25 protein-coding genes are annotated in these 26448 nt (G+C 67.7%); 8 read left to right on the top strand and 17 right to left on the bottom strand.

The features are described from left to right. The 3 genes from LI94_RS10125 to LI94_RS10115 all read right to left on the bottom strand — a co-directional run. Nucleotides 1-1254, bottom strand: a 1254-nt coding sequence (locus tag LI94_RS10125) for a 5-oxoprolinase/urea amidolyase family protein (protein WP_046301098.1), incomplete at its 3' end; no start/stop codon positions are given. Beyond that, entirely contained in the window at nt 1251-1868 is a 618-nt protein-coding gene (locus LI94_RS10120; RefSeq protein WP_024443258.1) for an urea amidolyase associated protein UAAP2, read from the bottom strand. The genes LI94_RS10125 and LI94_RS10120, both read right to left, overlap by 4 nt. Then, a complete protein-coding gene (locus LI94_RS10115) occupies nt 1865-2623 on the bottom strand; it encodes a DUF1989 domain-containing protein (RefSeq protein WP_046301097.1) in 759 nt (252 codons plus the stop codon). The genes LI94_RS10120 and LI94_RS10115 overlap by 4 nt, the downstream gene beginning before the upstream one ends. A 112-nt stretch (nt 2624-2735) precedes the next feature. On the opposite strand from LI94_RS10115, the gene LI94_RS10110 reads away from it, so the two are divergent. Beyond that, the gene (locus tag LI94_RS10110; RefSeq protein WP_275451596.1) at nt 2736-3362 is read left to right on the top strand and encodes a TetR/AcrR family transcriptional regulator; all 627 of its coding nucleotides are present in this window, start codon (nt 2736-2738) and stop codon (nt 3360-3362) included. 12 nt (nt 3363-3374) lie between these two features. On the opposite strand, the gene coaD is transcribed toward LI94_RS10110, so the two are convergent. The 6 genes from coaD to LI94_RS10080 form a co-directional block, all read right to left on the bottom strand. Next, complete coding sequence (gene coaD / locus LI94_RS10105) at nt 3375-3854, bottom strand: pantetheine-phosphate adenylyltransferase (protein WP_024443261.1); 480 nt, start codon at nt 3852-3854, stop codon at nt 3375-3377. A gap of 62 nt (nt 3855-3916) precedes the next feature. Further along, complete coding sequence (gene rsmD / locus LI94_RS10100; RefSeq protein ID WP_046301096.1) at nt 3917-4471, bottom strand: 16S rRNA (guanine(966)-N(2))-methyltransferase RsmD; 555 nt, start codon at nt 4469-4471, stop codon at nt 3917-3919. Further along, a complete protein-coding gene (locus LI94_RS10095; RefSeq protein ID WP_046301101.1) occupies nt 4468-7851 on the bottom strand; it encodes a pyruvate carboxylase in 3384 nt (1127 codons plus the stop codon). The genes rsmD and LI94_RS10095 overlap by 4 nt, the downstream gene beginning before the upstream one ends. A gap of 8 nt (nt 7852-7859) precedes the next feature. Then, a complete protein-coding gene (locus tag LI94_RS10090) occupies nt 7860-8465 on the bottom strand; it encodes a vitamin K epoxide reductase family protein (RefSeq protein WP_239651197.1) in 606 nt (201 codons plus the stop codon). 2 nt (nt 8466-8467) lie between these two features. After that, nucleotides 8468-9223 (bottom strand): DsbA family protein, encoded by a 756-nt coding sequence (locus tag LI94_RS10085; protein WP_046301094.1) that lies wholly within the window; start codon nt 9221-9223, stop codon nt 8468-8470. Between the two features lie 65 nt (nt 9224-9288). Then, nucleotides 9289-10392 (bottom strand): alpha/beta hydrolase, encoded by a 1104-nt coding sequence (locus tag LI94_RS10080; RefSeq protein ID WP_046301093.1) that lies wholly within the window; start codon nt 10390-10392, stop codon nt 9289-9291. Between LI94_RS10080 and LI94_RS10075 the strand changes: the two genes are divergently transcribed. Both LI94_RS10075 and LI94_RS10070 read left to right on the top strand, forming a co-directional pair. Further along, nucleotides 10391-11236, top strand: a complete 846-nt coding sequence (locus LI94_RS10075) for an aldo/keto reductase (protein ID WP_192830949.1) — start codon at nt 10391-10393, stop codon at nt 11234-11236. The two genes, LI94_RS10080 and LI94_RS10075, sit on opposite strands and share 2 nt — an antisense overlap. Nucleotide 11237: 1 nt before the next feature. Beyond that, on the top strand, nt 11238-12077 hold the full coding sequence (locus LI94_RS10070) for an aldo/keto reductase (RefSeq protein WP_046301092.1): 840 nt from the start codon (nt 11238-11240) through the stop codon (nt 12075-12077). Between the two features lie 86 nt (nt 12078-12163). Here the strand turns inward: LI94_RS10070 and LI94_RS10065 are convergent, their stop codons facing one another. Genes LI94_RS10065 through LI94_RS10055 form a run of 3 tightly spaced genes read right to left on the bottom strand, consistent with a single transcriptional unit; the run spans nt 12164 to nt 16754 of the window. After that, entirely contained in the window at nt 12164-12877 is a 714-nt protein-coding gene (locus LI94_RS10065) for an HNH endonuclease family protein (RefSeq protein WP_024443269.1), read from the bottom strand. Further along, nucleotides 12874-15102 (bottom strand): ATP-dependent DNA helicase RecG, encoded by a 2229-nt coding sequence (recG, locus tag LI94_RS10060; protein ID WP_046301091.1) that lies wholly within the window; start codon nt 15100-15102, stop codon nt 12874-12876. Before recG ends, LI94_RS10065 begins: the two co-directional genes overlap by 4 nt. Before the next feature lie 2 nt (nt 15103-15104). Continuing rightward, nucleotides 15105-16754: a DAK2 domain-containing protein gene (locus LI94_RS10055; RefSeq protein WP_046301090.1), complete on the bottom strand. Its 1650-nt coding sequence runs from the start codon at nt 16752-16754 to the stop codon at nt 15105-15107. Between the two features lie 193 nt (nt 16755-16947). Here LI94_RS10055 and rpmB point away from each other — a divergent pair, with 193 nt between their 5' ends. Next, nucleotides 16948-17139: a 50S ribosomal protein L28 gene (gene rpmB, locus LI94_RS10050; protein WP_024443272.1), complete on the top strand. Its 192-nt coding sequence runs from the start codon at nt 16948-16950 to the stop codon at nt 17137-17139. A 68-nt stretch (nt 17140-17207) separates the two neighbouring features. Here rpmB and LI94_RS10045 read toward each other — a convergent pair whose 3' ends face one another. Together LI94_RS10045 and LI94_RS10040 are read right to left on the bottom strand one after the other, a co-directional pair. Beyond that, nucleotides 17208-17888, bottom strand: a complete 681-nt coding sequence (locus LI94_RS10045) for a uracil-DNA glycosylase (protein ID WP_046301089.1) — start codon at nt 17886-17888, stop codon at nt 17208-17210. Between the two features lie 6 nt (nt 17889-17894). Beyond that, entirely contained in the window at nt 17895-18872 is a 978-nt protein-coding gene (locus LI94_RS10040; protein ID WP_343252063.1) for a thiamine-phosphate kinase, read from the bottom strand. A gap of 39 nt (nt 18873-18911) precedes the next feature. On the opposite strand from LI94_RS10040, the gene LI94_RS10035 reads away from it, so the two are divergent. Further along, nucleotides 18912-19454, top strand: a complete 543-nt coding sequence (locus LI94_RS10035) for a DUF3515 domain-containing protein (protein ID WP_046301088.1) — start codon at nt 18912-18914, stop codon at nt 19452-19454. Nucleotides 19455-19467: 13 nt separating this feature from the next. Here the strand turns inward: LI94_RS10035 and LI94_RS10030 are convergent, their stop codons facing one another. Continuing rightward, nucleotides 19468-20580 carry a D-alanine--D-alanine ligase family protein gene (locus LI94_RS10030; RefSeq protein ID WP_046301087.1) on the bottom strand — a complete coding sequence of 371 codons (1113 nt, stop codon included), beginning with the start codon at nt 20578-20580 and terminating at the stop codon, nt 19468-19470. A gap of 79 nt (nt 20581-20659) precedes the next feature. Further along, complete coding sequence (locus LI94_RS10025) at nt 20660-21688, bottom strand: NAD(P)H-dependent glycerol-3-phosphate dehydrogenase (RefSeq protein WP_046301086.1); 1029 nt, start codon at nt 21686-21688, stop codon at nt 20660-20662. Nucleotides 21689-21872: 184 nt separating this feature from the next. On the opposite strand from LI94_RS10025, the gene cofC reads away from it, so the two are divergent. From cofC to LI94_RS10010, 3 genes are read left to right on the top strand one after another with little or no spacing between them, the layout of a single operon-like run. After that, a complete protein-coding gene (cofC, locus tag LI94_RS10020; protein WP_046301085.1) occupies nt 21873-22553 on the top strand; it encodes a 2-phospho-L-lactate guanylyltransferase in 681 nt (226 codons plus the stop codon). Then, on the top strand, nt 22543-24750 hold the full coding sequence (locus LI94_RS10015; protein WP_046301084.1) for an RNA degradosome polyphosphate kinase: 2208 nt from the start codon (nt 22543-22545) through the stop codon (nt 24748-24750). Before cofC ends, LI94_RS10015 begins: the two co-directional genes overlap by 11 nt. A 49-nt stretch (nt 24751-24799) precedes the next feature. Continuing rightward, nucleotides 24800-25732 (top strand): NUDIX hydrolase, encoded by a 933-nt coding sequence (locus LI94_RS10010; protein ID WP_046301083.1) that lies wholly within the window; start codon nt 24800-24802, stop codon nt 25730-25732. A gap of 48 nt (nt 25733-25780) precedes the next feature. On the opposite strand, the gene LI94_RS10005 is transcribed toward LI94_RS10010, so the two are convergent. Then, a partial coding sequence (locus LI94_RS10005; protein ID WP_046301082.1) for an HU family DNA-binding protein occupies nt 25781-26448 on the bottom strand: 668 nt, incomplete at its 5' end.

Below are 26448 nucleotides of genomic sequence, written 5' to 3'. Positions count from 1 at the left end.
ATGTGTATAAGAGACAGCCTCGGCGCACGAGAACCGCTCTAGGTCGAATTGGATCTGCAGTGATCGCACCCCGGGCGTCAGTTCGGCCAGCCCTGGCAGCCCCCGTTGGCGGAGCTGCTCGTAGAGCACCTGTACCCGCGCCCGCAACGCCAAATCCAGGGTCATCGGCCCGTATTCCAGCAGAACTCCACTGTCGCCGGCGCGGCGTAACGTAACCGCCGTGCCGTCGCGCCCGGTGTAGCGCTGCAGCACTCCGTCGTCGCCGTCGCCGGAGCGGGAGACCACGACCGGCAGTGCCGCACGCCGCTGCACACCCAGCGCTGCAGTCGGTGGGGCATGGTCGGCACGGATCGGCACCAGTCGCACGGTATCGCCGGGCGAGAGCTGGCCGAGTTTCCATCGGTCGCCGCCTACCACCGTCACCGGACAGACGAACCCGCCCAGGCTGGGCCCGTCGGGGCCGAGCAGGATCGGGGTGTCACCGGTGAAGTCCAATGCCCCGATGCTGTAGGCGGTGTCATGAATGTTGGACGGGTGCAGTCCGGCGTCCCCGCCGTCGGTACGGGCCCACCGTGGCTTCGGCCCGACAAGCCGCACACCGGTGCGGTCGGAGTTGAAGTGCACGGTGTAGTCCGTGGTGGTCAGAGTGGCCATGTCGGCGCGGGTCATGAACTCCGGCGCGGCGTGCGGTCCTTCGGTCACCGCGAGTTGCCAGTGCCGCCCGATGCTGGGCTGCATCTGACTGGGCGCACGGGTGAGTTTCGGTGGGGCACCGCCTCGGCCGACGGCGCTGAGGCGATCCGATTCACGCAGCGCCCGGCCGTGGTGGCCGCCGAACACACCTTGGGTGAAGGTCGCTGCGCTGCCGAGGAATTCCGGCGCGGTGATGCCGCCCTCGACCAAGACGTAGCAGCGCATCCCAGGCCCGGGAATAACCCCGATCTCAAGCAGGCCACCAGCGGGTATCCGAAGTGACTGCCAAGGCGGAACCAGGACACCGTCCAGCCTGACCGGCACCGCGGCACCGGTGACGCACACCCAGGCCGGGTTCGAAAAACGCAGCGCAGGGCCGGCTTTGGTGCATTCCAAACCGGCCGCACCTTCGGGGTTGCCCACAACCTGGTTGCCGATCCGAAACGACAGGTCGTCCATCGGACCGGACGGCGGCACCCCGACATGCCAGTAGCCGACGCGACCGGGCCAGTCCTGCACCGTGGTGAACATGCCCGGGGAGATCACCTCGATGCCGATCATGGTCGGCTGATCACCATCCGCACCGGCGTTGGGTCGAAGCCGTTGCACGGGTTGTTGATCTGCGGGCAGTTCGACACCAGGACCAGAGTGTCGGTCTCCGCGCGCAGAGTCAGACTCTTGCCCGGGGCCGAGAGGCCGTCGACGATACCCAGCGTGCCGTCGGCTTCCACGGGCACGTTCATGAACCAGTTGATGTTGGAGACGATGTCGCGTTTGTCCAGACCCCACCGGGCCCCCTCGGCGAGGAAGTTCTCCACGCAGGCGTGCTGGTGGGCCGTGTGGTGCCCGTAGCGCAGCGTGTTGGATTCCTGCGAGCAGGCCCCGGCAATGGTGTCGTGGTTGCCGACGTCGTCGGCGATGACGGTCATCAGGGCGGCGCCATCGGCGCTGCGCAGCACCGAGCCGGTGCTCAAGAAGATGTTGCGCTGGGCGAGCACCGTGGCCTGGGCGCTGTATCGGCGAGCGTGATCGGCGGCGTCGTAGAGCAGGCAGTCCACCGCCTGGTTGCCGTGCAGATCGATGATCTGCAGCAGATCGCCGGCACGCACCACCGCCGACCAAGGCGACCGTGCCGCCACCACCGCGTCGGAGATGACGTGCGATGGATTCGTCATGAGCACTCCCCCGATGCGGCGACCCAGGCCGCCTCCGTGTTCTGCACCGCGCGAAGGTATTCCGGATCCCGATTGGTCAGTTCGGCCAGCTGTTCGCCGGCCCGCCAGCCAAGGACGTCCAATGCCGTTGCAGGCGGGTCGGGGTCCAGCGGGTGCGCGGCATTGGCGACCACCAGCACCACCGGAAGGTGGATCAGCAGTTCGACCGCCGCGCCGGGTCCCGCGGATCCGGTGAATTCCAGTGCCCCGCTGACGGGGTCGACACGGACTCCGCGGAACAGCGACACCGACGGTGCCACGTCGCGACTGCCCAGGCCGTGCTTGATCGCGCCCAGCAGCAGCAGTTGCCGCCCGGTGGCGTCCGGACCGCAGAGCAGGTCGTGGTGCCCCGAGGAGTCGGCGACGACGGTGGCCAGCACGCGCCCCTGATCGGACAACAGCGGATGACCGACTCCGAGGTAGGCCTGCCACGGCACCTTCATGGTGTCGGCGACATTGAGCCGTTCCCAGGGTGCCTCAGCGCGGTACAGCAGCAGATTCGCGCAGGCGCCACCCTCGACGTCGGTCATCCGAACCCGGGTGCCGCGAGCCAGCACCTTGGTGGCGTAGCCGTTGGCCGGGATGGACTCGGCCCAGATCATCGACGCCGCGTCGACGCCTTCCGGGGCCGCCGGGATGTGCATCGACGCGTGCTGCGCCTGAGCGCGCGCATGCCGGCGTGCGCCGTCGGTGGAATCGGTGCGCGGGTTGTCCATGACCAGGAAGCTAACACATTTCCTATCATTTGATAGTTTTTAGCGAGCCCAGGCCGCGGCGCGTGATAGGCAGTAAGGCGTGCAGAGCGATCGACGAGGACGTCCCCGGCTGGTGGCGTCCAGCAGGCCGGGCAGCAGCGCGCGCGATGAGATCCTCGACGCCGCGGCGGAGCTGTTCACCACCGTCGGCTACGCCGCCACCTCGACCCGGCGCATCGCCGAGAACGTCGGCATTCGGCAGGCCTCGCTGTATCACCACTTCGCCGCCAAGGACGACATCCTCGACGCCCTACTGGCCGACACCGTCGAAACCTCCGTACAGCTGGCCGCCGAGCTGCTGGCTGAGGCAGGACCGAGCGCTCCCCGGCTGCACGCGCTCGTCGTCGCCGATACCGCGCAATTGTGCGGCGGTACCTGGAATCTGGGCACGCTGTATCTGCTTCCAGAACTTCGTCTCGAGCGCTTCGCCCGCTTCCGCCGGCGCCGTGGCGAGTTACGCAGCCACTATCGAGAGCTGTCGCGCGCGGTGATCGCCGACCATGACGGTCCCGCGAGCGCCGACGATGTGCCGTTCCGGTTGGTGGAGACGGTGATCAACCGGCGCTCCGACGACGGCTCCTGCCCGCCGGATTATCCGTGGACCATAGCCGAAGCGGCGCTACGGGTATTGGGCTGCGGGAGTGGCTTCGCCCGGATGCGCAAGACGACCGATCAGCGCTTGGGTTGGCAGCCGCGGTAGACCGCAGCCTGCTCAGCGACCGGCCAGCTTGGCAGCCAGCCGGCGGTTCACCGGCTCGGGCAACAGGTCGGAGACATCGCCGCCCATCGCCGCAACTTCCTTTGCCAACGAAGACGATACGAACGAATACCGCGGTGTGGTCGCCACGAAAAACGTGTCGACACCGGCGATGTGCTTGTTCATCTGAGCCATCTGCAGCTCGTACTCGAAGTCGGTGCCGGTGCGCAGGCCCTTGATGATCGCGGTGAGCCCCCGCTCCCGGACGAAGTCGACCACCAAGCCCTGGCCCGACTCCGCGCGCACGTTGGGCAGATGCGCGGTGGCTTCGGCGATCATCTCAAGGCGCTCGTCGAGAGTGAACATGCCCTTTTTAGACGGGTTGACCAGTACGGCGGCCACCACCTCATCGAACTGAGCGGCCGCGCGCTCCAGGATGTCGACATGTCCCAGCGTCACCGGGTCGAAGGAACCGGGGCATACCGCACCACTCATAGTGCTCGACGCTAGCAGCAGGCTGAACTGATAGCGGTGACCCACTGCGCGCGGCCTCGCCGCTACTCGAGCTCGGCCAGCTCCAGGCGGGTGTCGCCGTACCGGCGCGAGGGCCAGGCTTCCCAGCCCTGCGGCCACCCCACCGCCGGACTGGAGGTGGCCCGTTCGATCACCACGACGGTGCCCGGGCCCGCCCAACCCCCGGCGGTCAACAATCCCGGCAGCGCGTCGATCGCGGCGGCATCGACCTCGTAGGGTGGATCGGCCAGCACCAGATCCACTGGAGTTTCGGTTCCCCCGGCCAGCACTGCGGCCACCGTGCCGCGGCGCAATACGGCACCGGCCAGCCCCAACGCGGCGATATTGGCGGCCAGCACCTCTGCGGCGCGACGGTCCGATTCGACGAACAGTGCCGACGCGGCGCCGCGAGACAACGCTTCCAAGCCGAGCGCCCCCGACCCCGCATACAGGTCCAACACCGACATTCCGGTCAGGTCCATTCGGGAATCGAGCACATTGAACAGCGCCTCGCGCACCCGATCTGTGGTTGGCCGGGTGCCGCGCGGCGGCACGGCGAGGCGTCGCCCCCCGGCTGCGCCCCCGACGATGCGAGTCAGCTCAGCACCACCAGCAGGTCTCCGCCTTCGACCTGTGCGGTCTCGGCAACAGCCACCCGCGCGACGGTGCCGTCGGCCGGCGCGGTGATGGCCGCCTCCATCTTCATCGCCTCGATGGTGGCCAGGGTCTGTCCGGCGGTGACCTGCTCTCCCTCGGCGACTCCGATGGTGACCACACCGGCAAACGGTGCCGCGACATGGCCCGGTTTGGTTCTGTCGGCCTTTTCGGCGACCGGTACTTCGCTAGCGATGCTGCGGTCACGCACTTCGACCGGCCGCAGCTGACCGTTGATGATGCACATCACGGTCCGCATGCCGCGTTCGTCCGGCTCGGAGATGGCCTCGAGCCCGATCAGCAGCTCCACCCCGCGCTCCAGCTTGACCCGATGCTCCTCGCCCTGACGCAGCCCGTAGAAGAACTGGTTGGCCGACAACCGCGAGATGTCGCCATAGAGTTCCCGATGCGACTCGAATTCCTTTGTGGGGCCAGGGAACAGCAGGTGGTTAAGGCGAGCCTGGCGTTGCGGTCCAGATTTTGCCAACACCGCCTCGTCATCGGCCGAGAGCTGCTGCATCTCCCGTGCCGGGCCGCGACCCTCCAGCGCCTTGGTCCGCAACGGCTCCGGCCAGCCACCCGCCGGGTCGCCCAGCTCACCGCGCAGGAAGCCGATCACCGAGTCCGGTATGTCGACTCGGGACGGGTCGGCGGCGAACTCGTCGGCGCTCACGCCGGCACCGACCAGGGCCAGCGCGAGATCGCCGACCACCTTCGAGCTCGGAGTCACCTTGATCAGCCGACCAAGTACGGCATCGGCGGCGGCATAGTTGTTCTCCACGTCCTCGAACCGGTCCGCCAACCCCAGCGCCTTGGCCTGCTGGTGCAGGTTGGACAGCTGGCCACCGGGAATCTCGTGGCGGTATACCCGCCCTGTCGGCGCTGCCAGCCCGGATTCGAACGGCGCGTACACCTTTCGCAGTGCCTCCCAGTACGGCTCCAGGTCGCCCACCGCGTCCAGCGAGATCCCGGTGTCGTAGTCGGTCTGGGCCGCCGCGGCGATGATCGAGCTGAGCGCCGGTTGACTGGTGGTGCCCGCCATGGGCGCTGCCGCGCCGTCGACGGCGTCCGCCCCGGCCTGCCAGGCAGCGACATAGCTGGCCAGCTGACCACCCGCGGTGTCGTGCGTGTGGACATGGATGGGCAGGTCGAAGCGACTGCGCAGTGCGCTCACCAACGTCGTTGCCGCGGCAGGGCGCAGCAGCCCCGCCATGTCCTTGATCGCCAGCACATGGGCACCGGCGTTCACGACCTGCTCGGCGAGCCGCAGGTAGTAATCCAGCGTGTAGAGCGTTTCGCTCGGACTGCTCAGATCGCCGGTGTAGCACATGGCGACTTCGGCTACCGCACTGCCGGTTTCGCGCACCGCATCAATGGCCGGAAGCATCGAGTCCACGTTGTTGAGCGCATCGAAGATCCGAAAAATGTCAATACCGGTCTCGGTGGCCTCCTGGACGAACGCCGAGGTCACCAACTCCGGATACGGGGTGTACCCGACTGTGTTGCGCCCGCGCAGCAGCATCTGCAAGCAGATGTTGGGCAGCGTCTCGCGCAGCGCGGCCAGTCGTTCCCAGGGGTCTTCCTTCAGAAACCGCAGCGCTACATCGTAAGTCGCGCCGCCCCAGCATTCGACCGACAGCAGTTGCGACATTGTGTGGGCCACGTACGGGGCCACCCTGACCAACCCGCTGGTGCGCACCCGGGTGGCCAACAGCGACTGGTGGGCGTCCCGGAAGGTGGTGTCGGTGACCCCCACGGCGCGCGAGTCCCGCAGCCAGCGGGCAAACCCTTCTGGCCCCAGCTCGACCAGCCGTTGCTTGGAACCCGCCGGCGGCGGCGCCGACAGGTCCAGCTCGGGCAGCTTGTCTCGCGGGTACACCGCCGACCGCCGGGTGCCGTGCGGACTGTTGACGGTGACATCCGCCAGGTAGTTCAAGATCTTGGTGCCGCGGTCGGCCGACGAACGCGCGGTCAGCAGCTGCGGGCGCTCGTCGATGAACGAGGTCGTGATGCGCCCGGCGGAGAAGTCCGGGTCATCGAGCACGGCCTGCAGGAATGGGATGTTGGTGGCGACCCCACGGATCCGGAATTCCGCGATCGCCCGGCGCGCCCGCTTCACCGCGGTGGGGAAATCCTTGCCGCGACAGGTCAGCTTGACCAGCATCGAGTCGAAGTGGGCGCTGATCTCCGCGCCCAGGTTCGTGCCGCCATCCAGCCGGATCCCCGCCCCGCCAGGGCTGCGGTAAGCGCTGATCCGTCCGGTGTCGGGCCGGAATCCGTTGGCCGGGTCCTCGGTGGTGATCCGGCATTGCAGCGCAGCGCCGCGCAGCGTGATCGAATCCTGCGAGAGGCCCAGGTCCGCCAGCGACTCACCGGCGGCGATCCGCAGCTGCGACGACACCAGGTCGACGTCGGTGATCTCCTCGGTGACGGTGTGCTCCACCTGGATGCGCGGATTCATCTCGATGAACACGTGGTGGCCGCGCTCGTCGACCAGAAACTCCACGGTGCCCGCGCAGGTGTAGCCGATATGGCTCGCGAATGCCACGGCGTCCGCACAGATCTTCTCGCGCAGAGCCGGATCGAGATTCGGTGCCGGCGCCAACTCGACGACTTTCTGATGCCGGCGCTGCACACTGCAGTCACGCTCGTAGAGGTGGATCACGTTGCCGTGGTTATCGGCCAGGATCTGCACCTCGATGTGGCGCGGGTTGAGTACCGCCTGCTCGAGGTAGACGTGTGGATCGCCGAACGCCGAATCCGCTTCCCGGCTGGCCGCTTCCACCGCGTCGGCCAGCCCGTCGATGTCGGCGACCCGGCGCATCCCGCGCCCACCGCCACCGGCGACCGCCTTGACGAACAGCGGGAACGTCATGTCCTGGGCTGCGGCGAGCAGTTCCTCCACCGAGGACGACGGGGCCGATGACGCCAGCACAGGCAGGCCCGCCTCCCGCGCGGCCGCCACCGCGCGAGACTTGTTGCCGGCCAGGGCCAGCACCGCCGCGCTGGGACCGACGAAGGTGATGCCCGCAGCCGCACAGGCCTGCGCCAGTTGAGGATTCTCCGAAAGAAAACCGTAGCCGGGGTAAACGGCGTCGGCTCCGCATCGCACTGCGGTGCCGACGATCTCGTCGACTGACAGGTACGCGCGTACCGGATGGCCCTCTTCGCCGATCTGGTAGGACTCGTCCGCCTTGAGCCGGTGCAGCGAGTTGCGATCCTCGTACGGGTAGACCGCCACTGTGCCGACCCCGAGTTCCACAGCGGCCCGGAACGCGCGGACAGCGATCTCCCCGCGGTTGGCCACCAGCACTTTGGAGATCACATCCACCCCTACAGCAGCGTTATCCAGTAATCCTGAAACCGAATAAATATCAGCAGAAATAACGCGATAAACCATAACGCAGCGATGGTCCAACGCCATCGGTGCAAATGCTGCAAAGTTTTGCGTATACCACCCTGCTCAGATGCTAGGGCTGCGAATATCACTAGCAGGCACAGCGTGACCGCCCACACCACCATGCAATACGGGCACAGCGCCCCGATCCGGTACAGGCTCTGGAAGATCAGCCAGTGCACGAAGCCGGCGCCGGCCAGCGTCCCGAGCGTCAACCCGGTCCAATACCACTGCGGCAATGGCACTTTCGCGACAGCCAGGACGCCGGTGACAATCACCACGGTGAAGGCGACGATCCCCATCAGGGGGTTGGGGAACCCCAGCACCGACGCCTGCGGGGTGACCATCACCGATCCGCAGGACAGCACCGGGTTGAGGTTGCACGACGGTACGTAGCCGGAGTCCGTGAGCAGCTTGATCTTCTCGACGGTCAGGGTGACCGAGGCGAGCAGTCCGATGACCCCGCCGATCAGCACCGCCCAGGCCCGGGATGCCGCGACCGGCACCGCCTGGGCGGGCGATTCGACCGCCGGAGCCGTGATGGTCACGACTCCTGAGCCGGTACGGCCATACCGGGCACGTCACCGACGATCTCGCGGATCTTGGAGACCAGGGCTTCCGGAGTGGAGGGGCGGTAGTCCTCGCCGTTGATGCGCAACGTGGGAGTGGCGTGAATGCCCCCAGCGGCGGCCATACCGCCGACCATCTTGAGGTACTTGCCGCTGTTGATGCACGCCGGAACACTGCCGGCAGCGCCGGCTTGGCGGGCCAGCTCGATCAGGCGCTTGTCGTCGGGGAACTCCGTGCCGATCTCCGACGGCTGCAGCTGCTCGGTGTAGAGCGCGGTGTGGAATCGGCGGAAGGCATCGTTGTTCTCGTCAGCGACGCAGTAGGCGGCGGCTCCGGCGCGCGAGGAGTAGTTGTCGTTCTGCGGCCGATCCAGGATCGCGACCATGTGGTAGTCGGCGGCGATCGCCCCGCTGTCGATCAGCCGGGACACCGTCGGGCCGAAGGCTCGCTCGAGGTTGCCGCAGGCCGGGCAGAGGAAGTCCTCGTAGAACGTCAGCACAGCCTTGGGCTCGTCGGTCCCGTCCTTGGTGATCAGCTTGCTCGAGGTGACCCGGATCGCCTCACCGGCGCCGGCGCCCTTTTTGTGCCCGTTGGACATCACGATGTAGCCGATCAGTCCCACCGCGAAGACCACCACGATGGCGACGAGCCCGATCTGCATTGCGAGGTTGCGCTTCTGGTCGCCGGCCCTCAAGCCGGAGGCGGCGGGGCGTTTGGGTTTGCTGGCCACAGTCGGTCGGTCCTCGTGTTCGGTGGTCGGTTTGCGGTTCAGCGTACCGGCGTGAGCCCCGGACCTCAGCCGCGGCTGAGGTGCGCGCGCAGCGCCGAGATCAACTCACTGGTCGCGGTGGCGCTGCCGCCCCCCAGCGGAAACAGGTTGATGAAGGCATGCGTCAACGACGGCATCTGCCGCAGGTCCACCACAACGCCGGCCTCGCGCAGTGCCGCCGCGAAGGCTTCGCCTTCGTCGTGCAGCGGGTCGAATCCGGCGACGGCCACCAGCGCCGGAGGTAATCCGGACAGGTCGCCGGCCAGCAGCGGCGATACCAGCGGGTCGGTCGGAGCCAGCTGTGAGCGGCCCACGTATTGGTCGGTGAACCAGTCGATGTCGTGTTTGGTCAGCAGAAAGCCGTCGCCGTAGAGGGTGCGCGAACGGGTCTGGGCGGTGCAGTCGGTGACCGGATAGATCAGCCACTGCAGAACGGGTGCCGGTCCCCCTTCATCGCGTGCCCGCAGCGCGACCGCGGCGGCCAGGTTGCCACCGGCGCTGTCACCACCGACTGCGACCCGCCCGGCGATCCCACCCAGCTCCGCGGCGTGGTCATGAGCCCAGCGGAACGCCGCGAGGGCATCGTCGAGTGCGGCCGGTGCGGGGTGCTCAGGCGCCAGCCGGTAGTCGACCGACAGCACCGCGATGTCACCGTCTCGGCAGGTCAGGCGGCAGATCGCGTCGTGGCTGTCCAGGTCGCCGATCACGAATCCGCCGCCGTGGTAGAAGACCAGCAGCGGCTTGTCGCCCCCACCGACGGGGCGGTAGTGCCGAGCGGCGATGTCGCCGGCCGGGCCGGGCAGCACGATGTCGCGAACGTCGACGTGGATATCACCGCCGCCCAGTCCGGTGGCCGTTTCGCGCAGCTGGGCGCGGGAGGCGACCGCGTCGTCGCCGACGACTAACCCGTTGATGCCCATCGCGCGCTGTGCGGCCAGGGTCAGCCGCAGGGTGGGGTCCAAGGTCTTACCGTCGATGGTGACCGCGCGCCCGCCGGTCATGATCCGCTGGAGGCCGATCGGCAACATCGGCATCAGCTTCATGCCGGCCGTCATCAGCGTGCTCTGCAGCTGATCGGTCCATCGCACGCCGCGGCTGGAACCGGAGTCGCCTGGCAGACTTCGTGTCATGGCTGCTGAAGATAACTTGCGTTCAGTCACGCTCAACGACGGTAACTCCATCCCCAGCGTCGGTTTCGGGGTTTACAAGATTTCGCCCGCCGAAACCGAGCAGGCGGTACGCACCGCACTTGCAGCCGGATACCGCCATATCGACACCGCAGCCCTGTACGGCAACGAGCGGGAGGTCGGCCGCGCCGTCGCGGCATCCGGCCTCCCGCGCGACGAGGTGTTTGTGGTGACCAAGGTCTGGAACTCCGACCAGGGCTATGACTCCACGCTGGCGGCATTCGACACGAGCATGGAGCGCCTCGGCCTGGATTTTCTGGACCTGTACCTGATCCACTGGCCGCTGCCGTCCGCCGGCAAATTCGTCGAGACCTTCCGGGCGCTGGCCCACCTGCGCGACCAGGGCCGGATCCGCTCGATCGGGGTGAGCAACTTCGCGCCCGAGCACCTCAAGATGCTCATCGACGGAACCGGGATCGTGCCCGTCGTCAACCAGGTCGAGCTGCATCCGCGCTTCAGCCAGCCCGAACTGCGGGCAACGCATGCCCGCCTCGGGATCGCCACCGAAGCCTGGGCACCCCTGGGGCGGGGTTCCCTGCTGACTCATCCGGTGGTGACCGAGGTGGCGCGGCGTTGCGGAAAGACACCGGCGCAGGTGCTGATCCGCTGGCATATCCAACTGGGTAATATTGTGATTCCGAAATCGGTGCACCCAGAGCGCATCGTCGGCAACTTCGACGTCTTCGACTTCGGACTCGGCACGGCGGAGATGGCCGAGATATCCTCGCTCGACGACGGCGCCCGCTTGGGACCCGATCCGCGAACATTCGATTACACAGGTAGGTGAAATGACGTCGGGCACTGCGATCCCCTCGGTCACCCTCAACGACGACCGCACGATGCCGACTCTGGGCATCGGAGTGGCTGAGTTGTCCGAAGCCGAAACCGAGCGCGCGGTCTCGACGGCGCTCGAGCTGGGCTGTCGGTTGATCGACACCGCCAAGGTGTACGGCAACGAGGCCGCGGTGGGCCGGGCTATCGCCGCGTCGGGAATCCCGCGCGAGGAGGTGTTCGTCACCACCAAGCTGGCCAACGCCGACCAGGGACTGACCGCCGCCATCGAAGCCTGCAAGGCCAGCCTGGAACGGCTCGGAATGGACTACGTGGACCTGTACCTGGTCCACTGGCCGGCGCCGTCGCTGGGCATGTACGTCGACAGCTTCGGTGGACTCATCCAAACCCGGGAGCTGGGACTGACCCGGTCCATCGGGGTGTGCAACTTCACCGCGAATCACCTCGACGACGTGATCGACCTGGCGTTCGAGACGCCGTCGGTCAATCAGATCGAGCTGCACCCGCTGCTCAACCAGGCTGAGCTGCGTGCCGCCAACGCCGAGCGCGGCATCATCACGCAGGCCTACAGCCCGCTGGCGGTGGGCCGGTTGCTCGAGCACCCGACCGTGACGGCCATCGCCGGCGAGTACGGCAAGACCCCGGCACAGGTGCTGATCCGGTGGAGCCTGCAACTGGGCAATGTGGTGATCCCCCGGTCGGCTCAGCCCGAGCGCATCGCGGCCAACCTGGACGTGTTCGGCTTTGAGCTCGCCGACGAGCACATGGCGAGCCTGGGCGGTCTCAACGACGGCACCCGGGTGCGGGAAGACCCGCTCACCTATACCGGTCTCTGATCCCCAGCCGAGTGTGACTCCCACGACGACGCCGCGGCGTGTCGCCGCGTCCTGAGTTGCGCAGTCGGCGCCGACAGAACCTTCGCCTACCCGGTCGGGCAGGTGGCCGCTGACTCACGCAGCACGTCGGCTGACGGCTGGTCGAGGCGCAGCGCATAGCCCCGCAGGACCGCGATGTAGGCGATGGCGTACTGGCACGCGAACGCCGTGTTCGGCGGCATCCACTGCCCGGGACCCGCATCGCCTTTGTCCTGGTTGCCCTGCCCGGCGACCGCAAGAAGGTTGGCCGGGTCGTTGGCGAAGCGCAACCGTTGCCGGTACGGCCAGGCCGACGCTCCCATGTCCCAGGCGTAGGCCAGCGGCACAATGTGGTCGACCTGCACCGATTCGCCGGTCTTCGCGCCGCGGGTGAAGGCCACGACGGCGTTGGTGTAGGGGTCGTGCAGGGTTCCAGTGGCCACCGCGTTGGCGCAACGCTTGGTCGACACGTGCGTGATGTCCACCAGGTCCCGGTTGAGGATGTCGTTGCGGGTGTCGCAGCCGTTGTGACCGCCCGGCGCATCGTTGTCGTCATCCCAGGCGTCGCCGAACAGCGGACGGCGGTAGTCGTAGCGGTGGGTGCGGGCCGGAACGACCGTGATGCCGGCCAGGACATCGGTGCCGGCCGCCACCGTGGGCATACCGGCCTGCGCCGCCAGTGCACGACTGCGATGGCCCACGGCCGACACCGTCTGGTAGGCCACGAGCACGGCCAGCGCGGCCGCCACGGCCAGCCACAGCAGGGTTTTTCGACTGGTCATGATTTGTCCAGGTAGGCGATGTCGGTGAAAGGCGCGGCGAGGGTGGCCAACCCGGGATCATTCGGGTTGTCTTCCCAGGCCTGCATGCAGTACGTGCGGGCCGCCTCGATCACTTCGCCGTGGTCGGCCAGCGACAGCAGCTTGAGGCCACCTCGCCAGCCGGACTGGTTGCGGCCCAATACATCTCCCTCACCACGTTCGGCCAGATCCAGATCGGCCAAGACGAATCCGTCCAAGGTGCCTGCGACGGCTTTCAGGCGCTGTCCCGCCTTGGATCCAGGACCGCTGGAGGTCACCAGCAGGCAGAGGCTGGCATGCTCGCCGCGGCCGATCCGGCCGCGAAGCTGGTGCAATTGGCTGATGCCGAACCAGTCCGCGTCGGCGATCAGCATGACGGTGGCATTGGGTACGTCGACACCGACCTCGATGACCGTGGTGCAGACCAGCACATCGACGCCGCCGGTGCGGAACGCCGTCATCACCGCGTCCTTCTCGTCCCCGGTCAGCCGCCCGTGCATCAAGCCCAGTCGCAACCCCGATAGCGGCCCGGCTCGCAACTGATCGAACAGCCCGACCGCGGTGGCCGAGGTTCTGCCGCCCGCATCGTCCGAGCCGGTCTTGCTTGGCTCGTCGGTCTCGTCGATGCGGGGTGCCACCACGTAGGCCTGTCGTCCGGCCGCCACCTCCTCGCGAATCCGCTCCCAGGCCCGATCCAGCCAGGTCGGCTTCTCCTTGACGAAGATCACCGAACTCGTGATCGGCTGGCGACCACGGGGCAGCTCGCGCAACGTGGAGGTCTCCAGATCGCCGTATACGGTGAGCGCCACTGTGCGCGGAATCGGAGTGGCGGTCATCACCAGCAGGTGCGGCGTGATGCCGTCGGGAGCTTTGGCGCGCAACCGATCTCGCTGCTCGACGCCGAATCGATGTTGTTCGTCGACGACCACCATGCCCAGGTTGTCGAATTCGACCGCGTCGACCAGCAGGGCGTGAGTGCCCACAACGATGCCGGCCCGGCCACTGGAGATCTCGGCGCGCGCCTGCTTCTTGGCGGCCGCGGACATCGAGCCGGTGAGCAGCGCCACCGCGGTGGCATTGTCGGCCCCGCCCAGCTGACCGCCGAGTGCCAGCGGCCCCAGCATGTCCCGTATCGATCGGGCGTGTTGGGCGGCAAGGACTTCGGTGGGCGCCAACAGGGCGCACTGATAGCCGGCATCAACGAGCTGCAGCATCGCCAGCAGGGCGACGATCGTCTTGCCCGAGCCGACCTCGCCCTGTAGCAGCCGATTCATCGGACGGCTGGTGGCCAGTTCGCCTTCGAGCACGCCGAGCACCTCGCGTTGTCCGGTGGTCAGCTCGAACGGCAACCGCCGCAACAGTTCTGCGACCATCCCGTTATCACGGCGCGGTGCCGGTAACCCGGATTCGGACAATTCACCGTTCCGACGCATCGCCAACGCCCACTGCAAGCCGAACGCCTCATCGACGGCCAGCCGGGCACGGGCGCGGTCCCGCTCGGCGGCATTCTCCGACAGGTGAATCGCGCGCAGCGCTTCGTCTTCGCCGAGCAGACCCCGTTCGGTGCGCACCGCGGCCGGCAGCGGGTCCGGAACCGGATCGAGGACGTCGAGCACCTGCCGCACACAGTTGAAGATGTCCCAGCTCTGCAGTTTCGCGGTCGCCGGGTAGATCGGGTAGCAGCTGCGCTCGAAGTCCGCCTGGTTGACCTGCCCGCTGACCTTCTGCGATGCGTCGGCGATGTTGCGCAGCGAACTGCTGCCGAAGTTGCGCTCGTTGGCCGCACCGTCGGCTTCCTTGAGTACCAGGAAGTCCGGATGGGTCAGTTGGATCGCACCCCGAAACAGCTTGACCTCACCGGACAGCATCACCCGGGTGCCGGGGGTCAACCGCCAACGCAGGCCCTTGGGGTTGAAGAACGTCGCACTGACCTTGTTGCGACCGCTACCGACGGTGACGGCGAGATACTTTCCGTTGCGCCGCTGCATGTCTTTGAGCAACGCCGAACTGATGGTGTCGACGATGGTGATGTGGTCGCCTTCGGCGGGGCGGCTATCGGCAGCGCTGCGCACCCCGGAGCCTTCGACGTAGCTGCGCGGATAGTGCCGCAGCAGGTCCCCGACAGTGCGGATGCCGAAGCTTTCGTCGAGTTTGCCGGCAGCGCCAGAGCCGACGATGAAATCCAGCCGGTCGGCCAAGATCGCCATCGCTACTCGACCCCGATCAGCAACGCGTCCCCCCGATGCCCGGTGAAGTAGGTCGCCAGTTCGGTTCCCGGGTGCTGGTCATGCACGTGCCGGGCCAAGACGTCCATGACATCTTCTTCCAACCCTTCGATGCCCGCCCCGAGCAGCACCGTCACCAGCTCACCGCCGGCCGCCAGCAGCAGGTCGATCAGGCCGATCGCGGCGGCCCCGACATTGCGCGCCACGATCAGCACCTCGTCGCCGGCGATGCCCAGGCCGTCGCCGGGGCGGCAGGAACCGGCCCAGGTCAGCGCTTGTTCGGTCGCGATCCGCACCGATCCCAGCCGGGTGCTGCCGGCAGCCCGGGCCATGGTGTAGCCGTCATCGACGACCGGCCGGCCAGGATCGTGGACCGCCAACGCCGACAACCCCTGCACCATCGAGCCGGTCGGCACCGGCACCACGTCGACACCCCAGCCGATGGCAGCGGTACAGCCCGCCACCAGCTCCTCGGCGGCGACGTAGCCGTTGGGCAGCAGCATCACCTGCGCTGCACCGGTGTCCACCACCGCCCGCAACAGTTGCTGGGCGCTGACCATCATCACCGGTTCGGCCCTGTGCGGGTCGGGCCGCAGCACGCAGGCGCCTTCGGAGTCGAACAGTGCCTCGGCGCCGTCGCCATCGACCACGGCCAGCACCGCACGCTCCCGGGCCCAGCTGCCCGGGGACGGCCCGGCGGCCCCGGCCAGGGCCGAGATCTGAATACGCCGCGGCCGTCCGAAGGCCAGGCCCGCCTCGACGGCGGCACCGGCGTCATCGGTGTGCACGTGCACCGAATATCCGCCGACCACCCCCGCGGTGGCGATGGCCACCGATTCTCCGAGCTGGTTCAGCCGCTCCCGCAGGGCTTCGGTGTCTTCGGGGCTGCACTCGCCCAGCAGGTACATGACCTCGAAATGCGGCGCGGGGGCCTCGGTCCCGGCCTCCGGAGGCCGCGGGGACGGCGCAGGCTGGTATGCCGACCGCACGGGAGCCTGCCCGGTGATCGTCGATCGCAGCGCGTCGAGCAGCACCAGCAGGCCGCGGCCGCCCGCGTCGACCACCCCGGCCTCGGCAAGCACGTCGAGCTGCGCGGTGGTCGCCTCCAGCGCCTGAGCAGCCGCGTCGGAGCCGGCCACCAGTGCCGGACCCAACTCGGCTCCGCTGGCCGCACACCGTTCGACGGCGCCCGCGGCAGCCTGCAACACCGACACGATGGTGCCTGGGACTTCGCGTCCGCCCATCGAGCTCACCACCAGCTCGACCCCGTGTCGCAGACCGGCGCCGAGCAGGGCGGAGTCGATGACGCTGACGCCGGTGTCGGCTGCGGTCACATCGGCCAGGCCGCGCAGGATCTGCGACAAAATCACCCCGGAGTTGCCGCGCGCCCCGTGCAGCGCCCCCGAAGACAGGGCAGCCGCGACCCGTCCCACCTCGCCGGAGGCGGCCTCGGTGTTGGCCTCGGCCAGGGCCGAACGCATGGTGAACAGCATGTTTGTTCCGGTGTCGGAATCGGCGACCGGGAAGACATTGAGCTGATTGATCTCGTCGGTGTGGGTGATCAGGTCACCGACGGCGGTGTGTGCCCAGTCCCGCAAGGTCGCCGCATCCAGCCGACGATCGGGGTTGCCCACCTGCGCCCACCTTCCTGCCACCACCTCCGGTGGTCGCAAGCCTAATCACTCCGGACGACAGCACAGGTCACGTCCGTCCGGCGGGGAAGGGGCGTTTTGGTGGTTGCCCCGCCGGGCGGGTATCCTGATCAGGTTGTCGGGCCACCCGCTGAGGTTGTTGGCCCTCAAGCAGACGTTTTGAGGAGTGTCACATATGGCTGCCGTGTGCGATATCTGCGGAAAGGGCCCCGGCTTCGGTAAGTCGGTATCCCACTCGCACCGTCGGACCAGCCGTCGGTGGGACCCGAACATTCAGGTCGTGCACGCCGCGCGTCCCGGCGGTAACAAGCAGCGCCTGAACGCCTGCACCTCGTGCATCAAGGCCGGCAAGGTCGTCCGCGGCTAAGTTCGCTCTTTTTCGTCGAGCGCGGGGACACCGGTCCCTCTTGGGCATGCGCGACCGCTCGAGCCGCGCTACTCCAGTCGCCAGTCGATCGGCTCGGCCCCCATCTGCGCCAGCAGGTCATTGGCGCGGCTGAACGGACGCGATCCGAAGAACCCGCGCGACGCCGACAGGGGCGACGGGTGCGGTGATTCGATCGCGACGCAGCGGTCGGACAACATCGGCTTGAGCGTCCCCGCGTCGCGTCCCCACAGGATCGCCACCATCGGCTGATTGCGGGCCACCAACGCGCGGATCGCACATTCGGTGATGGCTTCCCAGCCCTTGCCGCGATGCGACGCCGGAGTGCCCGGTCGCACGGTGAGCACCCTGTTGAGCAGCAACACACCTCGCTGCGCCCACGCGGACAGATCGCCGTTGGACGGCTTGGGATAGCCCAGATCCGCGGTGTACTCGGTGAAGATGTTCTCCAGGCTGCGTGGCAGGGGCCGAACGTCCGGTGCGACCGAGAAGCTCAGACCTACCGCGTGACCGGGCGTCGGATACGGGTCTTGCCCGACGATCAACACCCTGACGTTGTCGAACGGAAACGTGAAGGCACGCAAGATGTTCTGCCCGTCGGGCAGATAGCCGTGTCCGGACGTCGTCTCCTCGCGCAGAAACTGCCCCAGTGCGGCGACGTGATCGGTCACCGGCGCCAGCGCGGTGGCCCAACCGCTTTCGACAAGTTCAGGAAGTGGACGAGCAGTCATGGTGTCTCAACGTAATGGGGCGCTGGAATCAAACGATTGCCAGCCCGCCTCCCCGTCCCACACCGCTCCGTCGACCAGCACACGCGCCGGTCCGGGTAGCACCTGGCCGATGGCCCGCCAACCGGGCGGCACCTGTCCGGGAAACGCCGCGAGCAGGGCGTGGTCTTCTCCCCCGCCCAGAACCCATGCCCACGCGTCCACACCGACCGCAGCGGCCGCGGGCGCCAAGGCTCGATAATCGGCCGCCAGCGCCACTGTGGACACATCCAGCGTCACCTGCGACGCAGCGGCCAGGTGCCCCAGATCGGCGATCAGGCCGTCGGAGACATCGGTCATGGCCTGCGCCCCCGCCTCGGCGGCCGCCGCGCCCTGCCCGTACGGCGGCTCCGGGACCAGGTGGCGACGCCGGAACTCCGTGAATTCTGCTGAGTCCACGCCGTCATCCCACAGCCTCAGCCCGGCTGCCGAGCGGCCCAGCTCCCCGGCCACCGCCAGGGTCGCGCCGGGCCGCGCCCCCGACCGCAGCACCGCGGCTCTGCCGGCCAGATCGCCCAGCACCGTCACCGACACCACCCAGCAGTCGGCCTGGACCAGATCACCTCCGACCACGCCGGCGCCGAGGCGCTCCGCCTCGGCCCACATCCCGTCGGCCAGGGCGATGGCATCGGCGGCAGAAGTGTGCGCCGGGGCTGCGAAGCCGACGACGAACGCGGTGGGCTGCGCCCCCATCGCCTCGATGTCGGCGGCGTTCTGCGCGATCGCCTTGCGCCCGACCTGCTGCGGGGTTGACCAATCCAGCCGGAAATGGCGTCCTTCTACCAGCATGTCGGTGGACACCGCAGCTCGGCCGTCGGCACAGCGCACCACCGCCGCATCGTCTCCAGGACCCAACTGGGTGGTGTCGGGCTGATGTCGCCCGGCCACCAGCCGGTCGATCATGGGAAACTCTCCAAGCTGACCCAGCGTGGGCTCGTTACCGCGCACAGCCTGGAGTGTAGGTGTGATCAGAACGGTAGGCGGGGCTTGACCACGGACAACGACGCGGACGGACCACCGCGACTGGCGCTGCTCATCGCGCTGGTGGTCGCCGTCGCCGCGGTAGGGGCGGCACTGACGGTGGCTGCGCTACATCACCCGGGCAAGCGGCCGGCTGGACCGGTCCCGGTCGCGACCGTGCCTGCTCCGCAGGCCGACAGCGAAGACTGCCGCGCCCTCCTCGAGGCGTTACCGGCTCAGCTGGGCGACTATCAGCGCGCCGAACTCGCCGCACCCGCACCGCAGGGAGCGGCCGCCTGGACCGCCGACGACGGCGAAGCCGTGGTGTTGCGCTGTGGGCTGGACCGGCCGGCCGACTTCGTGGTGGGCTCCCCCATCCAGGTGGTCGATCACGTGCAGTGGTTCGAAGTCCGCGAAGGCGACCGCGCCACCTGGTATGTGGTGGACCGGAAGGTCTATCTGGCGCTGACATTGCCGCCGGGTTCCGGTCCCACGCCGATTCAGGAGGTGTCGGATCTGATCGCCGACACCGTCGCCGCGGTCCCGATCCGCCCGGGTCCGCCGCGCTAGGAGCACGCTGGCGTCAGCGCAAACCCACACCGCGAGCTAGGGCGGTGTCGACCATCGTCGCCAGCAGCGTCGGGTAGTCAACTCCGCTGGCCGACCACATCCGCGGGTACATCGAGATCGTGGTGAACCCGGGCATGGTGTTGATCTCGTTGATCACCGGGCCGCTGTCGGTCAAGAAGAAGTCCACCCGGGCCAGCCCCTGGCAGTCCAGCGCGGCGAACGCCCGAATCGCCAACTGCTGCACGGCTTCGGCGATATCGTCGTCGATCTTGGCGGGCACATCGAGCTCGGCCGCGTCGTCGAGGTACTTGGTGGCGAAGTCGTAGAACGAGTCGTCACCGTCGCCCACGCCGGCCACCCGGATCTCCCCCACCGTGCTGGCTCCCAGCGAGCCGTCGGGGAATTCGAGTACCCCGCATTCGATTTCACGGCCGACGATCGCGGCCTCGACAATGACCTTCGGGTCGTGCCGGCGCGCCTCGGCGATCGCCGCGGGCAGTTCGTCGTACGACGTGACCCGGCTGACCCCGATCGAAGACCCGCCGCGCGCCGGTTTGACGAACAGTGGCAGCCCGAGACGTTCCTGATCGTCGATCGACAGTGTCTCCTGGGCGGGCCGCAGCACCGCGTACGGACCGATCGGCAAGCCATCGGCAGCCAGCAGCTTCTTGGTGAACTCCTTGTCCATGCCCGCCGCGCTGGCCAGCACCCCGGCGCCGACGTAGGGCACGCCGGCCAACTCCAGCAGTCCCTGCACGGTGCCGTCTTCGCCGTACGGGCCGTGCAACACCGGAAACACCACGTCAACCGACTCCAGCACCTCCGCCGGCCCGGCGGCGGAGAACGCGACAAGCTGACCGGCGCGCTGCGGGTCGGCCGCCAGCGCCAGTTCGGCGCCGGAGTCCGTGCTGACCGCGGGCAGCTTGCGGTCGGTGATGGCCAGCGTCTCGGGGTTGCCGTCGGTGAGCACCCACGCCCCTTCCGGGGTGATACCTACTGCGACGACCTCGAAGCGTTGCGGATCCAGGTTGCGCAGGATGCTGCCCGCCGAGACGCAGGAGATGGCGTGCTCGCTGCTGCGGCCGCCGAAGACGACGGCCACGCGGGTGCGTTCGTGGGAATTCACACGCCAGAGGCTACCGGGCGGTTAGCGAACCTCGACGGAGGAGAGGCGAAGCTGGACCGCCCCATAAACCGGAGGCCGGTTACTCCGGTTTGGTGCGACGTCCCAGCAGCAGCGCCACCGCCTCGTTGACTGACGACCCTTTGTGGCAAACCCGGTGCACGGCATCGGTCAGCGGCATCTCCACGTCGTAGCTCATCGCCAGGGCCAGCACCGACTGGCACGATGTCACGCCTTCGACGACATGGCCGTCGGAGGTGCTCTGCAATCCGGCCGACCCGGGCACCGGTGGCATCTCCTCGCCGCGGCCCAGCCGTTCGCCGAACGAGCGGTTGCGTGAGTGCGGGGATGTGCAGGTGGCCACCAAATCGCCCACTCCCGCCAAGCCGGCCAGGGTGGAGCCCTTAGCCCCCAGCGCGACTCCCAGACGAATGATCTCCGCCAGGCCCCGGGTGATGATGGCGGCCGCCGTGTTCTCACCCAGCCCCACTCCGGCCGCCATCCCGCAGGCCAAGGCGATGACGTTCTTACAGGCCCCGCCGATCTCGGTGCCGACGATGTCGGAGTTGGTGTAGGGCCGGAAGTATCCCGTGTTGAGCATCCGCTGAAGTGCCACCGCACGACCGGAGTCCGTGCAGGCCACCACGGTCGCAGCGGGCTGTCCGGCGGCGATCTCCGCCGCCAGGTTGGGACCGGACACCACCGCGACCTGACCGGGATCGAATCCCGTCACCGCCGTGATCACCTGGCTCATCCGCATCAGCGTGCCCAGCTCAATGCCCTTGGCGACGCTGACCAGCGTGGCGCTGTCGGTCAGGTGCGGCGTCCATGCTTGGAGATTGGCCCGCATCGTCTGCGCCGGCACGGCCAGCACCACGGTGGTCAAGCCGTCCAGCGCCTCGGCCGGGTCACTGGTGGCGCGCACCGCCTCGGGAACCTCAAAACCCGGCAGATAGTCGGGGTTGCGCCGGGTCTCGTTGATCTGCGCGGCGATGTCGGGCCGGCGTGCCCAGAGTCTGACGCCGCTGCCGGCGTCGGCGAGCACCTTGGCCAGAGCCGTCCCCCACGCGCCCGCGCCCATCACTGCGACCGTGCCCTCGGAGCCGCCCATCGCACACCACCTCCCTATAGGCGCATCACCTTAGCGGTGATCGCAAGCGCGGCGGAGCCGGGCGAAGCGGGTCACCGCCATCGACCCAGCGGTGATCGCAAGCGCGGCGGAGCCGGGCGAAGCGGGTCACCGCCAACGACCCAGCGCGCGGAACTCCTAGCCCGACGCTGGCAGGATGTGATGTGTGAACTCCGCACCGGCTGAGGTATCCGGCATCGGCCTGGTCATTGCCGTCAAGCGGCTCAGTGTGGCCAAGACCCGGCTGGCGCCGGCGTTTCCCGCACCGCTGCGCGAAGCCGTAGTGCTGGCCATGCTGGTGGACACCATCAGTGCGGCTTCGGCCGCCCGCGGACTGGAGCACATCACGGTGGTCACCCCCGACGAGGCGGCCGCTGCGGCCGCCGCCGAACTGGGAGCCGAGGTGTTGGAGGACCCGACGCCAGACGGTCACGACGACCCGCTGAACAACGCGCTCGCTGCGGCCGAAGCCGCGGTGACCGAGTCCGTACCGAACATCGTTGTGTTGCAAGGTGATTTGCCAGCTTTGCAATCCTACGAACTCGATGAGGCGATCGCCTCGGCACGAAGCCACCAGCGCAGCTTCGTCGCTGACCGGCATGGAATGGGTACCGCCGCGCTCTTCGCTTTCGGCACCGCCCTGGACCCCCGCTTCGGCCGGGATTCCTCGAACCGTCACCGTCAATCGGGAGCGCTGGAATTGACCGGTGCCTGGCCCGGCCTGCGCTGTGACATCGACACACCGGAAGATCTGGCGGTGGCACGACGACTCGGCGTGGGCACGGCAACGGCCCGTGCGCTTGCACTTGCCAAGTCCGGTGGCAGCGGCACGCGGTATGAGCAATGATTTCGGAGTGGACGAAATCGAGGGCAGCGAACTCACTGAGACGCGTAGCGACACAACTGACCGGCATACGCGCGACGCCGCTCCGACCGCCCCTCCCGCTGCCACCGAGACTCTTCCGGCCGGCTATACCGACGAATTGCCCGCGGACCGCTATCTCAACCGGGAACTGAGCTGGCTGGACTTCAACGCGCGAGTGCTGGCGCTGGCCGCCGACACCTCCTTGCCGCTGCTGGAGCGGGCCAAGTTCCTGGCGATCTTCGCCTCCAATCTCGACGAGTTCTACATGGTCCGAGTCGCCGGCCTCAAACGCCGCGATGAGATGGGTCTGTCGGTGCGCTCGGCCGACGGCCTGACCCCCCGTGAGCAATTGCGCCGCATCGGGGAACGGACCCAGCAGATCGCCACCCGCCATGCGGGGGTGTTCCTCGACTCCGTCCGCCCTGCGCTTGCCGCCGAAGGCATCCACGTGGTCACGTGGGCCGATCTCCTACCGGCCGAGCGCGACCAGCTGTCGGTGTACTTCCACGAGCAGGTGTTCCCGGTGCTGACACCGCTGGCGGTCGACCCGGCCCACCCGTTCCCGTTCGTCAGTGGGCTCAGCTTGAACCTGGCGGTGACGGTAAAGCGCCCCGAGGACGGCGGCAGTCACTTCGCGCGGGTCAAGGTCCCCGACAACGTCGACCGTTTCGTCGAACTTGACGCCCGCGCCAACGGCGGCGACGGCCGTGACGAGGTCCGGTTCTTGCCGATGGAGGAGCTGATCGCGGCGTTCCTGCCGGTGTTGTTCCCCGGCATGGAGATCGTCGAGCATCACGCGTTCCGCATCACCCGCAACGCCGATTTCGAGGTCGAAGAGGACCGCGATGAAGACCTGTTGCAGGCCTTGGAACGCGAGCTGGCGCGGCGCCGGTTCGGGTCGCCGGTTCGCCTCGAGGTCGCCGACGACATGACCGAGCACATGCTGGAGTTGCTGTTGCGGGAGCTCGACGTGGACCCCGGTGACGTCATCGAGGTGCCCGGCCTCCTGGACCTGTCATCGCTGTGGCAGGTCTACGGCCAGGACCGGCCCGATCTCAAGGACCGCACCTTCGTCCCGGCCACCCACCCGGCGTTCGCCGAACGGGAAACCCCCAAAAGCATTTTCGCCACCCTGCGGGAGGGCGATGTGTTGGTACATCACCCCTACGACTCGTTCGCCACCAGCGTGCAGCGGTTCATCGAACAGGCTGCGGCCGACCCGGGCGTGCTGGCGATCAAGCAGACGCTCTACCGCACCTCCGGTGATTCACCGATCGTCACCGCGCTGATCGACGCGGCAGAGGCCGGCAAGCAGGTGGTGGCACTCGTCGAGATCAAGGCCCGCTTCGACGAGCAGGCCAACATCAAGTGGGCCCGCAAGCTGGAGCAGGCCGGCGTGCACGTGGTGTACGGACTGATCGGACTGAAAACCCACTGCAAGGTCTGCCTCGTCGTGCGTCGCGAAGGCTCCACGATCCGGCGTTACTGCCATATCGGAACCGGCAACTACAACTCCAAGACCGCTCGCCTCTATGAAGATGTGGGGCTGCTCACCGCCGACCCGGACATCGGTGCCGACCTGACCGACCTGTTCAACTCGTTGACTGGCTATTCGCGGAAAGTCGCCTATCGCAACCTGTTGGTGGCACCACACGGTGTCCGGACCGGGATCATCGAACGCATCGAACGTGAGGTCGCGGCGCACCGCCACTCCGGCAACGGACGGATCCGGCTCAAGCTCAACTCACTGGTCGACGAGCAGGTGATCGACGCGCTCTACCGCGCCTCTCGCGCGGGTGTGCAAGTTGAATTGTTCGTTCGCGGTATCTGCGCACTGCGGCCCGGGGTCGAGGGCTTCTCCGAAAACATCCTCGTTCGATCGATTCTCGGTCGTTTCCTGGAGCACTCGCGCATCATCCACTTCCGCGCCATCGACGAATTCTGGATCGGCAGCGCCGACATGATGCACCGCAATCTCGATCGCCGGGTCGAAGTGATGGTGCAGGTGAAGAACCCGCGGCTGACCACACAATTGGGCGACGTGTTCGACTCCGCAATGGATCCGGCCACCCGCTGCTGGGAGCTCGGACCCGACGGCCAGTGGACGGCGGAACCGCAAGCCGGCGCCACCGTGTGCGATCACCAGGCGTCGCTGATGGAACGACACCGCAATCCCTGACCCCCGGCCCACTGCCCGCAAAGCCCGAATTGACCTGCAGGAGTGCAAGGTGCTCGAAACGACAGTGCCGAATGGCTCCGGGACCGTAGACAAGGTCATCCACGCCGCCGGCGCGGTGCTGTGGCGGACGCGACGCAATGCCGTTGAGGTGGCCCTCATCCACCGCCCGCGCTACGACGACTGGTCACTGCCCAAGGGCAAGGTCGATCCCGGCGAGACCGAGCCGGTGACAGCTGTGCGCGAGATCCTGGAAGAGACCGGCCAGCACGCACAGCTAGGCCGCCGACTGGGAGCGGTCCGCTATCCGGTCAGCCAAGGCGTCAAGAAGGTCCGGTACTGGGCTGCACAGGCGGTGGGCGGAGACTTCGTCCCCAACCACGAGGTCGACGATCTGGTCTGGCTACCGGTCGATGCCGCGATGAAGGAACTGCAGTATGCCTATGACCGGAAGATACTGCGGCGGTTCGCCAAGCAACCCGCGGACACCCAAACGGTATTGATCGTGCGGCACGCTACCGCTGGGCGTCGGTCCCGGTTCTCCGGCGATGACCGCCAGCGGCCGCTGGACAAGAAGGGCCGCGCACAGGCCGAGGCGCTCACCGCTCAGCTGCTCGCCTTCGGCGCGAGCGCGGTGTATGCGGCCGACCGGGTGCGCTGCGAGCAGACGGTGGAGCCACTGGCCGCCGAACTCGGGGTGCCCGTGCACAACGAGCCGACGCTGACGGAAGAGTCCTACGCTGAGCACCCGAAGCAGGCCCGCCGCCGGGTGGTGGAGATCGCGAAATTGGGCGGGACACCCGTTATCTGTACCCAAGGCAAGGTAATTCCAGACCTGATCACCTGGTGGTGCGACCGCGATGGGGTCAGCCCGGACAAATCCCGCAATCGCAAGGGCAGCACCTGGGTGCTGTCACTGTCGGGTGGCCGGCTGATCGCCGCCGACCACATCGGTAGCCCGCTGGCTACTCAAGCGCTGGTATAAACGACCGAGCGCCGCGGGGATAACCCCGCGGCGCTCGGCTATTCGTTGCTACTTGCGACCCTTACGGGCCGGAGCCTTGGTGGCTTTCTTGGCCGGAGCCTTCTTCGCCACGGCCTTGGTGGCTGCCTTCTTGGCGACAACCTTCTTGGCCGGAGCCTTGGTCGCTGCCTTCTTGGCGGCAACCTTCTTGGCGGGAGCCTTGGTCACGGCCTTCTTGGCCGGAGCCTTGGTCGCTGCCTTCTTCGCGACAACCTTCTTGGCCGGAGCTTTGGCGGCTGCCTTGGTCGCGGCCTTCTTGGCCGGAGCCTTCTTGGCAGGCGCGGCCTTGGTCGCTGCCTTCTTCGCGACAGCCTTCTTGGCCGGAGCCTTGGCGGCAGTCTTCTTGGCAGCGGCCTTGGTGGCCTTCTTGGCCGGAGCCTTCTTGGCAGGCGCGGCGCTGGCACCAGCACCACGCTTGACGGCCAGACCCTCGGACGGGACACGCTGCGCGCCAGAAACAATCGCCTTGAACTGCGCACCTGGGCGGAAGGCGGGGACGGACGTGGGCTTCACCTTGACCGTTTCACCGGTGCGGGGATTGCGGGCCACGCGCGCGGCGCGACGACGACGCTCAAAAACGCCGAACCCGGTGATGGTGACGCTCTCACCCTTGTGGACAGCGCGCACAATGGCATTGACGAAATGCTCGACGGCTTCGGTCGCCGACCGGCGGTCGG

Origin of the sequence: Mycobacterium sp. UM_Kg27 (genome assembly GCF_000972905.1) — a bacterium.
Taxonomy (GTDB): domain Bacteria; phylum Actinomycetota; class Actinomycetes; order Mycobacteriales; family Mycobacteriaceae; genus Mycobacterium.
Note: the sequence above shows the minus strand (reverse complement) of the source record. Positions and strands in the feature narration are given on the sequence as shown.

Coding starts and splice junctions, on each gene's coding strand:
- LI94_RS10120 (WP_024443258.1), bottom strand. CDS start 1,868: ATGACGAATCCATCGCACGTCATCTCCGACGCGGTGGTGGCGGCACGG.
- LI94_RS10115 (WP_046301097.1), bottom strand. CDS start 2,623: ATGGACAACCCGCGCACCGATTCCACCGACGGCGCACGCCGGCATGCG.
- coaD (WP_024443261.1), bottom strand. CDS start 3,854: ATGAGTGGTGCGGTATGCCCCGGTTCCTTCGACCCGGTGACGCTGGGA.
- LI94_RS10075 (WP_192830949.1), top strand. CDS start 10,391: ATGGCTGCTGAAGATAACTTGCGTTCAGTCACGCTCAACGACGGTAAC.
- LI94_RS10080 (WP_046301093.1), bottom strand. CDS start 10,392: ATGACACGAAGTCTGCCAGGCGACTCCGGTTCCAGCCGCGGCGTGCGA.
- LI94_RS10070 (WP_046301092.1), top strand. CDS start 11,238: ATGACGTCGGGCACTGCGATCCCCTCGGTCACCCTCAACGACGACCGC.
- LI94_RS10065 (WP_024443269.1), bottom strand. CDS start 12,877: ATGACCAGTCGAAAAACCCTGCTGTGGCTGGCCGTGGCGGCCGCGCTG.
- recG (WP_046301091.1), bottom strand. CDS start 15,102: ATGGCGATCTTGGCCGACCGGCTGGATTTCATCGTCGGCTCTGGCGCT.
- rpmB (WP_024443272.1), top strand. CDS start 16,948: ATGGCTGCCGTGTGCGATATCTGCGGAAAGGGCCCCGGCTTCGGTAAG.
- LI94_RS10045 (WP_046301089.1), bottom strand. CDS start 17,888: ATGACTGCTCGTCCACTTCCTGAACTTGTCGAAAGCGGTTGGGCCACC.
- LI94_RS10025 (WP_046301086.1), bottom strand. CDS start 21,688: ATGGGCGGCTCCGAGGGCACGGTCGCAGTGATGGGCGCGGGCGCGTGG.
- LI94_RS10015 (WP_046301084.1), top strand. CDS start 22,543: ATGAGCAATGATTTCGGAGTGGACGAAATCGAGGGCAGCGAACTCACT.